General features: G+C 70.4%; 8 protein-coding genes and 1 pseudogene. 2 read left to right on the top strand and 7 right to left on the bottom strand.

Annotation, left to right across the window (positions count from 1 at the left end):
• Positions 1-2,275: 2,275 nt before the first annotated feature.
• A pseudogene (locus tag BLU09_RS40195) lies at positions 2,276-2,641 on the bottom strand (GspE/PulE/PilB domain-containing protein); the annotation flags it as partial.
• A 295-nt stretch (positions 2,642-2,936) separates the two neighbouring features.
• Here BLU09_RS40195 and BLU09_RS27755 point away from each other — a divergent pair.
• Positions 2,937-4,874 (top strand): serine protease, encoded by a 1,938-nt coding sequence (locus BLU09_RS27755; RefSeq protein ID WP_090492754.1) that lies wholly within the window; start codon positions 2,937-2,939, stop codon positions 4,872-4,874.
• A gap of 68 nt (positions 4,875-4,942) precedes the next feature.
• Here the strand turns inward: BLU09_RS27755 and wbaP are convergent, their stop codons facing one another.
• Both wbaP and BLU09_RS27745 read right to left on the bottom strand, forming a co-directional pair.
• A complete protein-coding gene (wbaP, locus tag BLU09_RS27750; RefSeq protein ID WP_090492752.1) occupies positions 4,943-6,337 on the bottom strand; it encodes an undecaprenyl-phosphate galactose phosphotransferase WbaP in 1,395 nt (464 codons plus the stop codon).
• Positions 6,338-6,555: 218 nt separating this feature from the next.
• Positions 6,556-7,701 (bottom strand): glycosyltransferase, encoded by a 1,146-nt coding sequence (locus BLU09_RS27745; RefSeq protein ID WP_090492750.1) that lies wholly within the window; start codon positions 7,699-7,701, stop codon positions 6,556-6,558.
• Positions 7,702-7,787: 86 nt separating this feature from the next.
• Between BLU09_RS27745 and BLU09_RS27740 the strand changes: the two genes are divergently transcribed.
• The gene (locus tag BLU09_RS27740; protein ID WP_244172073.1) at positions 7,788-8,921 is read left to right on the top strand and encodes a glycosyltransferase family 4 protein; all 1,134 of its coding nucleotides are present in this window, start codon (positions 7,788-7,790) and stop codon (positions 8,919-8,921) included.
• Here BLU09_RS27740 and waaL read toward each other — a convergent pair.
• The 4 genes from waaL to purD are packed head-to-tail and all read right to left on the bottom strand — an operon-like array spanning position 8,918 to position 13,731.
• Positions 8,918-10,243, bottom strand: a complete 1,326-nt coding sequence (gene waaL, locus BLU09_RS27735) for an O-antigen ligase WaaL (protein ID WP_090492747.1) — start codon at positions 10,241-10,243, stop codon at positions 8,918-8,920. The two genes, BLU09_RS27740 and waaL, sit on opposite strands and share 4 nt — an antisense overlap.
• Position 10,244: 1 nt before the next feature.
• Complete coding sequence (locus BLU09_RS27730) at positions 10,245-11,360, bottom strand: LptF/LptG family permease (protein WP_090492745.1); 1,116 nt, start codon at positions 11,358-11,360, stop codon at positions 10,245-10,247.
• Complete coding sequence (locus BLU09_RS27725; protein WP_090492744.1) at positions 11,357-12,469, bottom strand: LptF/LptG family permease; 1,113 nt, start codon at positions 12,467-12,469, stop codon at positions 11,357-11,359. Before BLU09_RS27725 ends, BLU09_RS27730 begins: the two co-directional genes overlap by 4 nt.
• A complete protein-coding gene (purD, locus tag BLU09_RS27720) occupies positions 12,466-13,731 on the bottom strand; it encodes a phosphoribosylamine--glycine ligase (protein WP_090492743.1) in 1,266 nt (421 codons plus the stop codon). Before purD ends, BLU09_RS27725 begins: the two co-directional genes overlap by 4 nt.

The raw sequence follows: 13,731 nt of genomic DNA, 5'->3' as shown, positions 1-13,731 counted from the left end.
AAGCATGGGGCCCCGCGTGCGCAGTCGCAGGCGGAGCGCCCGTCATTCCCGGTGGCACCGCCCCGGGAGGCACGGGGGCATCGGGCCCCCCGTGCACGGACGCAGGCAGTGCGCCCGCCATCCCCGGTGGCATCGCCCCGTGAAGCCCAGGAGCCTGGGGCCCCGCGTGCGCAGCCGCAGGCAGTGCGCCCGTCATCCCCGGTGGCATCGCCCCGTGAGACCCAGGAGCCTGGGGCCCCCTGTGCGCAGTCGCAGGCGATGCACCCGTCATTCCCGGTGGCATCGTCCCGTGAGGCCCGGGAGCTTGGGGCCCCCTGTGCACGGACGAAGGCGGCGCGCCCGTCATTCCCGGTGGCATCGCCCCGCGAGCCCCCCGCACTGCAGGCAGTCCCGGCGACGACGGCGGTCGCGCGCCCATCATCCCCGGAGGTACCGACCCGTGAGGCACAGGCAGGCCCGGCGCAGGTGGCGGCCGTGCTCCCATCCCCGCAGGCACCGGCCGATGCGACCCTGGCAATCCGGGCGAGGGCGAAGGCCGTGCTCCCATCATTCCCGGCGGCACCGGCCCCCCATGAGGCCCGGGCATCGCAGGCAGGCCCGACGATGAGGGGCGTGCTCCCACCATTCCCGGAGACACCGGTCCATGAGGCCCCGGCACCGCGGGCAGGCCCGTCGCGGACGGCGGACGATGGCCCATCATCCCGGGAGGGACCGGCCCTTGTGGCCCGGGCGAGGGAGGAGGCCGTGCGCCCATCGTTCCCGGAGGCACCGGCCCATGAGGCCCCGGTACTGAGGGCAAGCCCGTCGCGGACTTCGGGCGATGTCCCATCATCCCGGGAGGAACTGGCCCAGCAGGACCGGACGCGCCACCCGCCATGCCAGGAGGTCCCGACACCGCAGGCAGTCCCGTCGCGGACGGAGGCCGATTCCCCATCACTCCTGGAGGCACCGGGGCCCCCGCCCCAACCGTCGCCGGAGGCGGTGCGCCCATCGTCCCCGGAGGCACCGGCCCATGAGGCCCCGGCACTGCCGGTACACCCGTCATGGACGGAGGCCGTGCGCCCGCCATGCCTGGCGGCACCCGACCGTGTGGCCCAGGAACCGCGGGCAGTCCCGTCGCGGACGGCGGACGTACCGCCATCATCCCTGGTGGAACAGCCATCCCTCCGGGCGCGGACGACGGCGATGCGCCCAGCATCCCCGGAGGAACCTGCGGGCCAGCAGTCCCCACGCCCGGCGCGCCATGCACCGCAGGCAGTCCCGTCGCGGAGGGCGACCGAACCCCGGCCCCCTGCTGCGGCATCGACGCCCCCGGCCCAGACGGCGCGCCCACCATGCCCGGCGGTCCCGCCACCGCCTGAAGCCCAGGAGACGACGGAGGCCGAGCCCCCACCATCCCCGGAGGCACCGGAGCGCCCGGATGCGCCGATGGCCGCGAGAGCATCCCAGGAGGAACACCCATCCCCTCGCCCGCCCCCGAAGCCCCCTGAGCCGACGCCCCGGGCGAAGAAGAAGCGGCGCCCATCGGAGGAAACGGAGGCCGAGTCGGCACACCCTGCCGCGACGCCAACCCAGGCGGCTGCGTCCCTCCACCGCCCCCCTGCGGAGCCACCGGCATGGCCGAGGCCACAGCAACGCCTGGCGCGGGAACACCCCCATCGAAGTCCTCGGGCACAGCCGCCACGTCCTCGACGACCTCGCCCTCCTCCAGCACCTCCCCTTCCTCCAGGAGGTCAATCTCCTCCGCGGGCGCCTGCTCCAGCGCGAACGGAGGCGGCGCGACGGCACGCGGCGTCTCCGTCGGCGTGAGTCGCGGCGGCGAGGCAGGCCGCGCTCCGCCCCCCACTGGCGTCAGCGTCGGAGGCACGGGCACCTCGGGCGTCACCGCCCGCATCCCGCCGTCCTCCCCGAAATCAATCCTCGCCACCGGAGGCGCGGACGACGGCAGCGGGTCCAACGGATGCGAGCTCCCCGACACGGCCGGCGCCCACCGGCCCGAGCCGGAATCCTCGGGCTCCGTGTCCGGGTCATCGCCGCTCAAGTACTGCCCGGGCGCGAGCCCACCGAACATCCCTTCCGCCTCGGGCTCCGCTCTCACGGGCGCGGGAGGCGGAGGCGTCATGCTCAGCGCGGCGGGCATCGAAGGGAGCGTCACGGCCGCGGTCCGATTCGGACGCTTCGTCGAGGCCATCTGGATGAAACGCGTCTCGCGCTTGATGCCGTAGCGAAGCTCCTGGAACTGGAACAGCCGCAGCTCCGGCGTGACGTACGGAACGATGCGCAGACCGGTGATGAACCCCAGCGCATCCGCGTGCTCGATTTCCAGCGGGCTGGCCATGGCCACCTTCAGCCGCCGGCCTTCCTGCTCCAGCGGGAAGGCCTGGTGCTTCTCCGCCATCGCCGCGGGAAGCAGTTGCAGCACCGCGTCCGGTGCCGCCACGAAGTCCGCTTCCTGCGCCACCGGGTAGCGGCACATCTCCCCCAGCACCATGGCCAGGGTGTCGATGTCGAGGATGTCCAGCTCGACAAGGTTGGAGCCCAACCTTCCACCGTAGATGAGCTGGGCCCGGAGGGCTTCGTCGAGCTGCGCCTGCGTGATGAGGCCCTTGCGGACCAGGATCGCTCCGAGCTTTTCGGCCATGTCCGGCCGATTCTAGACGCCTTCTCAGCGACTGAGACGCCCCTCCCACCGCATGGCCGCTGCATGCCAGCCAGGCCGCACGACCGGCGCCACAGGCACCTGCGCCGAGTGAAACCAAGGCCCGGCTCCAAACCCCTCGCCGCAACGGAAAACCAATACTCACCGTGAAGCGGAAAATCTCCAACCACACCGTTCCAGCCACAGAACCCATGGCAATCACACGGAATTGCCAGTTTCTCGGGATATAACTGGGAGTGCAGTCAAACCCGCCAAGGCTTCACTCCGAGGAGAATCGATGAAACGCATCCGACTCGCATGTCTTGTCACGGCGCTGGTCACGGGGGCGCCGGCGGCGCTGGCCTCCGATGAGGTCTGCCAGCAGGAAGAAGTTTCCTCTTCGTCACAGCGGCTCACGAAGGTGGGCGAGGACGTCTTCCGTCGCTTCGAGACGACCCACCCCTACGCCACCACGCAGATTCGCGCCTCCGACGGCCCCATCCACACGGACGTCATCACCCACGCTGGCGCGGCGTACATCGCGCCTCACTTCGAGCGGCTCGACCTGGAGGATGGCGACTTCGTCGTGGTGCGCTCGCCGGACAACTCCCGGTCGTGGCGCTACGACAACTCGCACCCGGGTGCGCGCAGTGGCTTCTGGGCCATCCACATTGCCGGTGAGACGGCCATCATCGAGCTGCACAGCCGCGACGGAGTCAACCGCCGCGGCATCCTCAACAAGCACGGCTACTCCATCGACCGGTATGCCCGGGGCTACACCAACGAGGAGATGGGCGTGTCGAACGACAAGGCGCTGTGCGGCCCGGACGACACGCAGTGGGCGCCCTGCTATGCCTCCAGCGACCCCACCCTCTACGGCCGCGCTCGTCCAGTGGCGCGCCTGCTCATCAACGGCTCCGGTGCGTGCACGGGCTGGCTCGTGGGCAGCCAGGGCCACCTGATGACCAACCAGCACTGCGTCGGTACGGCGAGCGAAGCGCAGAACACCCAGTACGAGTTCATGGCGGAAGGCGCGAGCTGTTCGACGAACTGCGCGAGCTGGTTCGGCTGTCCGGGCAACGTCATCCCGGGCGGCACGCTGGTGAAGGTGGACGCGCCGCGTGACTACGCGCTCATCCAGTTGTCCCAGAACCCGGTGAACACCTACGGCTACCTCCAGCTGCGCTCGTCCGGCGCCGTGGTGAACGAGCGCATCTATCTGCCGCAGCACCCGGCTGGCCACGGCAAGAAGATCGCCGTGCACTCCACGCATGCCCGGGACGAGTCCGGCTTCGCGGAGATCTACAGCCGCAACGAGGCCTCCTGCCAATCCGGTGGCCCCAACGACATCGGCTACTACGCGGACACGCAGGGCGGCTCCTCCGGCTCGCCCGTCATCGGCCATTCGGACAACCTGGTGGTGGCCCTGCACCACTGCGCCAACTGCCCCAACCGCGGCGTGCCCATCGAAGCGGTCATCAGCCACCTGGGCACCAGCCTGCCCCAGTGCGCGCTGCCCGCCGCCGACTGCCCCAACCCCGGCGGCAACGGTGAGCCGCCGCCTCCTCCTCCGCCGCCGCCCCCGCCGCCGGAGAACTCGTTCGACTACAGCGCCAGCAACACCAACAGCGCGCAGCAGAACACCACCAACCACGTCATCCCGCTGACCGCGGGCCAGACGCTCACCGTCGCGACGTGTGGCCTCACGGGGACGCAGTTCACCGGTGACACGTGGCTGCGCCTGCGCAACCCCGCCGGCACCGAGGTGGCCACCAACGACGACTCCTGCGGCGGCCGTGGCTCCAGCATCACCTTCACCGCCACCACCGCCGGCAACCACGAGGTTCGCGCCGGCTGCTACTCCACCGGGAGCTGCACCGGCCGCGTCGTGTGGGAAATCTCCGGCGGCTCCGGCAGCCCCACCAGCGGGAGCTTCAACTTCAGCGCCAGCAACACCAACAGCGCGCAGCAGAACACCACCAACAGCGACGTCGCCATCGCCGCGGGCAAGAGCATCACCGTGGCCACCTGCGGCGTGACGGGCGCGACCTTCACGGGCGACACCTACCTGCGCCTCTTCAACGGCGCCACGCAGGCGGCGGTCAACGACGACGCGTGCGGCGGCCGTGGCTCCAGCCTGACGTACACCTCGTCCACGGCCACCACCCTGCAGATTCGCGCGGGCTGCTACTCCAGCGGGAGCTGCACCGGCACCGTGGTGTGGAGCATCCAGTAGTCACCACGCAGCAGCGTTGAGCCCCCGGGCCCGGGCCGTGGCGAGCGCCACCGCCCGGGCTCGCGGCGTCAGTAGGCGTTCTTCGACAGGAAGCCGCCCAGCGCCGTGCGCACGAGAATCTTCAGGTCCATCAGCAGCGACCAGTTCTCGATGTAGTACAGGTCGTACTCGATGCGCTTCTCGATGCACGTCTGGCCGCGCAGGCCGTTGATTTGCGCCCAGCCGGTGATGCCCGCCTTCACCTTGTGCCGCAGGTGGTAGCGCGGAATCTGCCGCTTGAACTCCTCGATGAAGACAGGGCGCTCCGGGCGCGGACCCACCAGGCTCATGTCGCCGCGCAGGACGTTGAAAAACTGAGGGAGCTCATCCAGGGAGTACTTCCGCAGGAACGTGCCAATCACCGTGCGCCGCGGGTCGTCCGGGCAGGCCATCATCGCGCCGCTGTGCTCGGCGTCGATGCACATGGTGCGGAACTTGAGTATGGGGAAGGTGCGCCCATCCATGCCCATGCGCTCCTGGCGGTAGAGCATGGGCCCACGGCTGGTGAGCCGCACCGCCAGCGCGGTGGCGGCCATGAGCGGCGCGGTGATGAGGATGGCCAGCAACGAGAAGAGGATGTCGAAGGCCCGCTTGGCCACCCGGCTCCAGCCCTCCATCGGGTCGCCTTGGAGACGGATGATGGGCAACCCGCCGAACTCCTCCAGGCCACCATAGAGGGTGATGTACTGGTACAGGTCCGGCACCACGCGCACGTCCACGGTGCGCAGGGCCAGCTTGTCCATCAGCGCCTTGACGTGGGCGTGGCCCTCCAGCGGCAGCGCGAGGATGACCTGGTCCACCGGGTGCGAATCCAGCACCTCGTTCACCTGGTCCACGAGCCCGATGACGCGCACGTCATTCACGTACTGGCCCACCTTCTCCGGGTGCAGCGTCAGCACGCCCATCACCCGGAAGCCCAGCTCGCGGTGGTGCTCCACCGTCTCGATGACCCGCTGCCCCAGGTCCCCCGCTCCGATGACGAGGATGGACTTGAGGTTGTGGCCCCGGCGCCGGATTTCACTCACCAGATAGCGCGTCACCAGCCGGCTGCATGTCACCAGCGCGAACGCATAGACGATGAAGATGGCCAGCGTGAGGCGCGAGTAGCGCTCGCGCACGAAGTACGTCACCGCCACGAGGATGAGCGCCGCGGTGATGGTGGACTTGAATACCTCGAACACCTCGCCCGTATTCGTCCGGGAACGGTTGGTGCCGTACAGGCGTGACTGGTGGAACGTCACCGGGAAGATGACGAGCACCATCAGCAGCGAAAAGAACGAGTCCGTCCAGGGAGGAATCCCCTCCGTGACGGGCACGATGCCGGAGAAGCGCGTGGCGTACGCGAGGACGAATGCCAGCGCGAGCATCACCATGTCGGCGACGACTTTGATCGATGTGTAGAAACGCTGGAGACGACTGAACACCGAAGTACTCCTGTGGCGTAATCAACGGGTGGCCACCCCGGTGCAAGACTCGCGCCCTCTTCATCCGGACACGCGTCTTGCCCATCACCGTTTGATAGCCGCGCTTGCTAGCACGAAAAAATTTGTGAAAACAATGGGTTGCGGCGGCCCCGCCCCCCCAGCCAGGGGTGGTGTCCACCTGTTGCCCACAAAAGACCAAGACAGGAGCGACAGCGAAGTCACAGTCCCGCTGCGGGGCCTGGGGAATCTGGCAACACCTCCCCCAGCACCGAGTGAATCTCTCGAAGAATGGCACTTTGGAAATGCGCGCGGCCGAAGCGCTCGGCCTGCGCGCGAGCGGCTTCAGGCCGAAAGCCTGCTTCCCATTCGTCGAACCGGCGCACGGCGGCGGCGAGCGATTCCGGCGTCTGTTCTGAGAAGAACATTCCCGTCTGCGCCGTCACCGTCTCGAGCGCGCCGCCCTTCCCATAGGCGATGACGGGCCGGCCCGCCGCCTGGGATTCCAGCGGGGTGATGCCGAAATCCTCCTCGGGCGTGAAGATGAGCGCGCGAGCGTCTCGGTACAGCGCCGGAAGCGACGCATCCAAGACGTTGCCAAGGAAGCGGATATTTTCAGGCAGGCTTCCGACGCCCAGGCGCGCGGCCTCCTGGCCCGCGCCCACCACCCAGAGCCGTGCATCCAGGCTTCGGAACGCCTCCAACGCCACGTCCAATCGCTTGTACGGCGCGAAGGCCCCCAGCCAGAGGAAGTAGCCGCCCTGGCCTCCGCCCTCTAGAGGGACCTGGGCGAAGCGCTCCAGGGAGACGGGCGGGTGGATGACCGACGCCTCGCGGCCCCAGAAGCGCTGCACCTTGGTGGCGATGTGTCGGCTGTTGGCGATGAAACGATCGACCCCCGCCGCCGTCCGGCGGTCCCACCGGCGCAGCCAGGGCCGGACGGCATGGGCCGCCGCGCGCACCGCGAGGCCCGTGCGTCCGGGTCCGAAATAGTCATCGAACAAGTCCCACATGTACCGCATGGGCGCGTGCACGTAGCTCAGGTGCGGCGTGCCCCGCGGCGTGCGCAGGCCCTTGGCCACGCAGTGGCTGGAGGAGAGGACCAGGTCGTACTTCCCCTGGAGTTGGAGGGACTCGATGGCCTTCGGCATCAGCGGCAGGAAGTGCCGGTAGCGCGCGTGGATGCCGGGGATGTGCTGAAGGAAGGACGTGAAGATGCGGCGGGACTCGATGGCCGGCGACTGGGAGCCCGGCTTGTGGATGAGCGTATAGATGTCCGCGTCCGGCAGGACTTCGCAGAGGGCATCAAGGACGCGCTCACCCCCTCGGTGGGTAACGAGCCAATCGTGGACCAGGGCAACCTTCACGGCACGGCTTCTAGCACTGGGTGCGCGCGGCGCGGCAAGCGTCGATGAGGCCCCGCGTGCCCGCCCGCCCCCCATGGAGGCCGCGCGTGTGGTACGCGGGGGCCGTGGCCCACGTCCTCCTCGACCTGCGCATGGTGCGCGGCCGGCTGCATGGGATTGCCCGTTACGCCCTGGAGCTGGCGCGGCGGATGCCCGTGCTCGCGCCCGACCTGCACTTCTCCGCGTTGGTGCCCCCCGAAGGGCTCGCGCCCGACCTGGGTGAGCTGACGCCGCGCATGCCGCTGCACCGCGCGCTGGCCGGGTTTCTGTCGCCCCTCGAGCAGCCGGCGCTGGCGGCGGACCTGGTGAAGCTGGCGCCGGATGCGTTCCACGCCACCTCCTTCTCGCTGCCCCTCTTCTGGAACGGGCGGCTGGTGGCCACGCTCCACGACGCCAATCACCTGGCGCTGGCGGACCAGTACACGCCCGCCCAGTCCATCTACTACCGCGTGGTGGTGGGCCCTCGCGCGAAGCGGGCCACCGCGCTGGTGACGGTGTCCGAGTTCTCGCGCGACGAGCTCGCGAAGCACCTCAAGCTGTCGCCCTACCGCCTCCAGGTGATTCACAACGGGGTGGATGCCAACTTCCAGCCGTCGACCCAGGCCGAGGCCGCCGCGTTCCGCGAACGGTACGAGCTGCCAGCGCGCTACGTGGCGGCGGTGGGCAACGCCAAGCGCTTCAAGAACCTGGCGCTGCTGAAGGATTTCGCCGGGGAGCTGCCGGTGCCCGTCGTGCTGCTAGCGGGCAAGGGCGCGGTGGCGCACGAGCTGGGGCTCCACGAGAACGTGGTCGATTTGGAGGAGCTGCCCGAGGACCAGATGCCGCTGTTCTACGGCGCGGCGGCGGCGCTGCTGCTGCCCTCTCGCTACGAAGGCTTCGGGCTGCCGGCCCTGGAGGCCATGGGCGCGGGCTGCCCGGTGCTGGCGTCGGATACGACGGCCCTGCCCGAGGTCGTGGGCAACGCGGCGTTGAGGCTCTCCCCGGACGACGCGGTGGCGTGGCGTGAAGCGACGCTGCGCGTGCTTCGCGACGACGCGCTGCGCCGGGAGCTGGTGGAGCTGGGCCGGGAGCGCGTGGCGCGCTTCACCTGGGACGACTGTGCCCGGCGCACCCTGGCCGTCTACCGCCGCGTGCTGGAGTCCCCGGCGCCTGGAGGCTCGCGCGGGACGCCTCGCCGCTAGGGCGTGGGCCTGGACGCGCCTTCCATCTCCAGGAGCCCCTGACGGGCCTCCCGGCCGCGCAGGCGTTCACTGCCCTCGCACAGCCCCAGCCCCCAGATGAGCGAGAAGGACAGGTACACGCTGGAGTGGAACGGCAGGTAGTGCACCAGCGCGAGGATGTGGAAGCCCACCCAGGACAGCAGCGCGCCCGTGGCCGCGATGGAGCCCTCGCGGTAGCGCCGGATGAGGGCGCGCCCCAGCAGGCCGTGCATCGCCAGCATCAGCAGCAGCCCCACGAGGCCCGTCTCCGCCCACACCGTCAGCCAGAGGTTGTGCGAATCGGTGGCCAGCAGGTCGGTGATGCCCGTCTCGTCCTGCGTGGCCAGGGCCGCCGGCTTGTGGTTGCCGAAGCCCACCCCCGTCAGCGGGTGTTCACGCACCAGGCTCCAGCCCACGGCCATGGCGTGCTCGCGCTCTCCGCCGTAGATGTTGCCCAGCGCCTTCTCCAGCCGCGTGCGCCAGGCCGGGCTCATGGAGACGACGGCCACCAGCGCGAACAGGAGCGCCAACCCCATCTTCCGCGCGGAGCCCTGGACCAGCAGCAGCAACGCCACCACGCTCACGAGCAACGCCGCGCCCAGCGCCGCTCGCGCGAAGGCGTTGTAGATGGAGATGAGCATCCCCATCACCACCGCCCCCGCCAGGATGCGCCGCCGCGCCTGGTCCGCGCTGCCCAGCACCGACAGCGCGGGACCGAGCGCCGCGATGGCGCCGTGCGCGAAGCGAAGCCGGTGGGAGAAGAAGCCACCCGCCGCGTAGCGCGGAGACTCCTCGGTGCCGAAGTTCTCGTGCAGTCGCCCCAGGTTGAGCTTGAGGAAGGAGGGCAGCTCCACGGACCAGCGCACCCGGTTCTGGAACATGCCCAACAGCGCGGCCAGCAGCCACCCTCCCGCGAGGACGCCCGCCAGCAGCAGCCACGGCACGCCCATGGCGCCAATGCACGCGGCCGCGGCGCCCGCCACCGAGTCCAGCACCTGGCCGTACCGCGCGCCACGCGGCCACGACTCCGCCGCGCCCGTCAGCAGCGCCACCGCGGGCGACGCCGCCTGCCACAGGCACAGCACCCCACTGGCCCCGACGTAGGCGCGCACGTCCGGCGCCAGGTGGAGCCGCCCTCGCACCAGCAGGATCAACGACAGCAACACCGCCGCGCCCGTCGCCACCTGGAGGACGACCTCCGCCAGCACCAGGCCCACGGTCCACAGCACGAGCACGGCGTTGATGGCGCGGCGCCAGCGCAGGTCCAGCGGAAGCTCGGACGCGGTTCCCATGAGCGCGGACACGCTATCTCACCAGCAGCGAGCGCCGCGGCAGGTGCAACCGGCCCTCACGCTGCAACCACACAGCGCCCGCGATGAGGCCCAGCAGCACGGTGGGCGTCCACGCGGCGACGACAGGAGACAGCCGCTCCGTGAGCACCAGGGTCCGGCACACCATCATCAAGCCCCACATCGCCACCGCCGTCAGCAGACCCTCGATGATGGCGGCCGTGAGGTGCCCTCGCCGGTTGGCGCGCAGGGCCAGCCCCACCCCCAGCAGCGCCGCGGGGAACGCCGCCATCGGGTAGGCGAAGCGGTTGTGCAACGCCAGCTCGAACTGCTTCGTCGCCAGGCCCACGTCGCGGCGCGCGGCAATCTGCTCGCGCAGCTCGGACGCCCGCATCTGCTCCGGACGCCCCGGCCGGATGCGGAACGCGGTGACGGCCACGCCCAGGTCGTACTCCGCTTCCGGGAGCTGCCGTACGGACGTCTTCCCCTCGCCGTCGAAGGTGCGCTCCACCACGTCCGTCAGGCGCCAGCGCATGCCCTCCACCGGGAACATGCCGGATGCGTCCAGGCGCCGCTGGAGGTCGAAGGACTCCGTCACCGTGAAGACGGACACGTCCTGGAAGCCCTCCTGCGCGCTGCCGCCCCGGAGGAAGAAGATGTTGTCCCCACGCCGGAACCACTGCTTCGGCGTGTAGTAGAAGCGCCAGTCGCCCCACTTGTTGAAGCGCTGGGTGGTGATTTCGTCCACGCGCCGGCCGGAGTACGTCGCCACCCGCTCGTCGAAGGCCACCAGGCCCACGCAGGCCGCGAACGACGCCACGAGGATGGGCAGGTACAGCGCGGACGGGCCGAAGGTCAGCGCCCGGATGGCCGTCACCTCGCCCTGCTTGCGCAGCGCGGACACCGTGGTGCCCGCCGCCAGCAGCAGCGCCGCCGGCCCCAGTTGCTGCACCGACATCATCGCCTTGTAGAAGTAGAGCTCCGCCGCGTCCCACACCCAGCCCGGGCCCGTATACAGCTTCGCGCGGTCCACGAAGTCCACCACCACGAACACCAGCACCAGGCCCCCGAGGATGCCCAGGGCGAAGCGCAGGTACGTGCGCAGCACGTAGATGAAGAGCGTCCCCCTCACTTGACCGTCCCCGAGCGGCTCACCCGGTACAGGGCCACCAGCCCCACCGCGACGAACACCAGGTTGGCCATCTGCCCCGCCAGCCCCACGGGCATCTGGCCCTTCTGCCCCATCTGCTCGAAGACGCGGCTCAGCAGGTAGTAGAGGACGTAGCCCCCCAGCGTCAGCAGGTAGCCCCACGCCCGGCCCGACTGGCGCCGGCCCATGGCCAGCGGCGTGCCCAGCAGCGCGAAGGCGATGGGCGCCAGCGCGTTCCCGAGCCGGCTGTGCAGCGCCATCCGGTACATGCGCGCATCCTCGCCCTGCGCTTCCGCCTCGCGCGCCGCCTCCATCAGTTCGCCGGGCGTCAGCTCCTCGCGGGAGAAGGAGAAGCGGCTGCGCTTGCCCATGGAAGCACCCACACCCACGCTGATTTCGGCCTGGTCGAACCGGATGATGCTGTACTCCTCCGTCTCGCGGCCCGCGGAGCGGTGCACCTCCCCCGCCTCCAGCGCGAAGCGCAGCACCTCGCCGCTGGTGGACGTGCCCACCTGCCCCCGCTGCGCCAGCACCAGCAGCGGCGAATTCGCCTCCCGGTCGTCATGCAGGAGCACGTTGGTCCACTTCCCGTCCGCGGACACCTGCTCCGCGTACAGCGTCAAGTTGCTGAGGTCCTCGTAGAAGACGCCGGACTTCACGTCGCCCACGGCGTTCTTCCGGATGACCTCGCTCACCAGCACCTTCAAGCCCGACAGGCCCCAGGGCTGCGCCGTGGAGGTGATGACCAGCATCAGCACGCTGAGCGCCACCGCGATGCCCATTGGCGCGGCCAGCAGGCGCACCGGCCCGATGCCCAGCGCCTGGAGCGCGACCAGTTCCCGGTCCTCGCCCAGCCGCCCCAGCCCCAGGAGGATGGCCAGCAGGAAGGCGATGGGCAGCGCCATCATCAGGAAGTGCGGCGCCAGGTACGCCAGCAGCCGCGCCATGTCCACCAGCGTCACCGACGAGCCCAGCAGCACGTCGGTGCCCCGCAGGAACTGCATGACGAAGAGCAGCAGGAACATGAACGCCACCCACACGCCGAGCGGGACCAGCAGCTCCCCGAGCAGGTAGCGCGAAAGGCGGTTCACGGGGCGGCCTTCATCCCTCGCGCGCCGATGTCCCGGCGGAAGTGCATGCCCTCGAAGCGCACGGCCGCCACCGCCGCGTAGGCCCGCTCACGCGCCTGCGCCAGGTCCTCGCCCCGCGCGCACACCGTCAGCACCCGGCCTCCGGCCGTCACAATGCCGCCGTCGCGCGCCTCCGTGCCCGCCAGGAACACCGTGGCGTCGGGTGGCACCGCGTCCAGCCCTTCAATCCGCTGGCCCTTCTCCGGCGCGTCCGGATAGCCCCGCGCCGCCAGCACCACGCCCACCGAGGCACCAGGCGCGGACACCAGCGTCCGCGGCGCGAGCGCGCCTCGGGCACACGCGTCCAGCAACGGCAGCAGGTCCTCCCCCAGTTGCATCATCAACACCTGCGTCTCCGGGTCACCGAAGCGCGCGTTGAACTCCAGCACCTTCGGGCCGCCGCGCGTGAGCATCAGCCCCGCATACAGCACGCCCCGGAAGGGAATTCCGCGCCGGCGCAACACGGCCAGCGTCGGGGCGACCACGCGCTCGCCCACCTCGGCGAGCTGCGCGGCGGACAGGAAAGGCGCGGGGCTGTACGCGCCCATGCCACCGGTGTTCGGCCCGGTGTCACCTTCGCCCACGCGCTTGTGGTCCTGGGACAAGGGAAGCATGGCGTAGCGCTCGCCGTCACACAGCGCCATCGCGGACACCTCTTCTCCCTCCAGCAGCTCCTCCAGGACCATCGTCTGGCCCGCCACGCCCATGGCCCCCACGGCGCGCACCGCCGCGCGCGCGGCCTCCACGTCGTGGGCGACGATGACGCCCTTGCCCGCCGCCAGGCCATCCGCCTTGACGACGATGCGGCCCTGCGCCACCGCGTAGGCTTCCGCCGCCGCCATGTCGGTGAAGGTCTGGAAGGCGGCGGTGGGCACACCGGCCTCGGCCATGATTTCCTTCGCGAAGGCCTTGGACCCTTCGATGCGCGCGCCCGCCGCCACGGGCCCGAAGCAGGCGATGCCCGCGTCGGCCAGCGCGTCAGCGACCCCCGCGACCAGCGGCGCCTCTGGCCCCACCACCACCAGGTCCACCGCCTCGCGCTTCGCGAACGCGGCGACTTCCTCCGGAGCCTCCGCGCGCAGGGCCACGTTGGTGCCCAGCTTCGCCGTGCCCGGATTGCCCGGACCGCACAAGAGCTGGGTCAACAAGGGGCTCTGCGACAGCTTCCACGCGAGCGCGTGCTCACGGCCACCGGAACCGAGCAGCAGGACCTTCACATCCAC

This window comes from Myxococcus virescens, assembly GCF_900101905.1.
Classification (GTDB): Bacteria; Myxococcota; Myxococcia; order Myxococcales; family Myxococcaceae; genus Myxococcus; species Myxococcus virescens.
The sequence above is the reverse complement of the archived record's forward strand: the minus strand, read 5'-3'. Positions and strand labels throughout refer to the sequence as shown.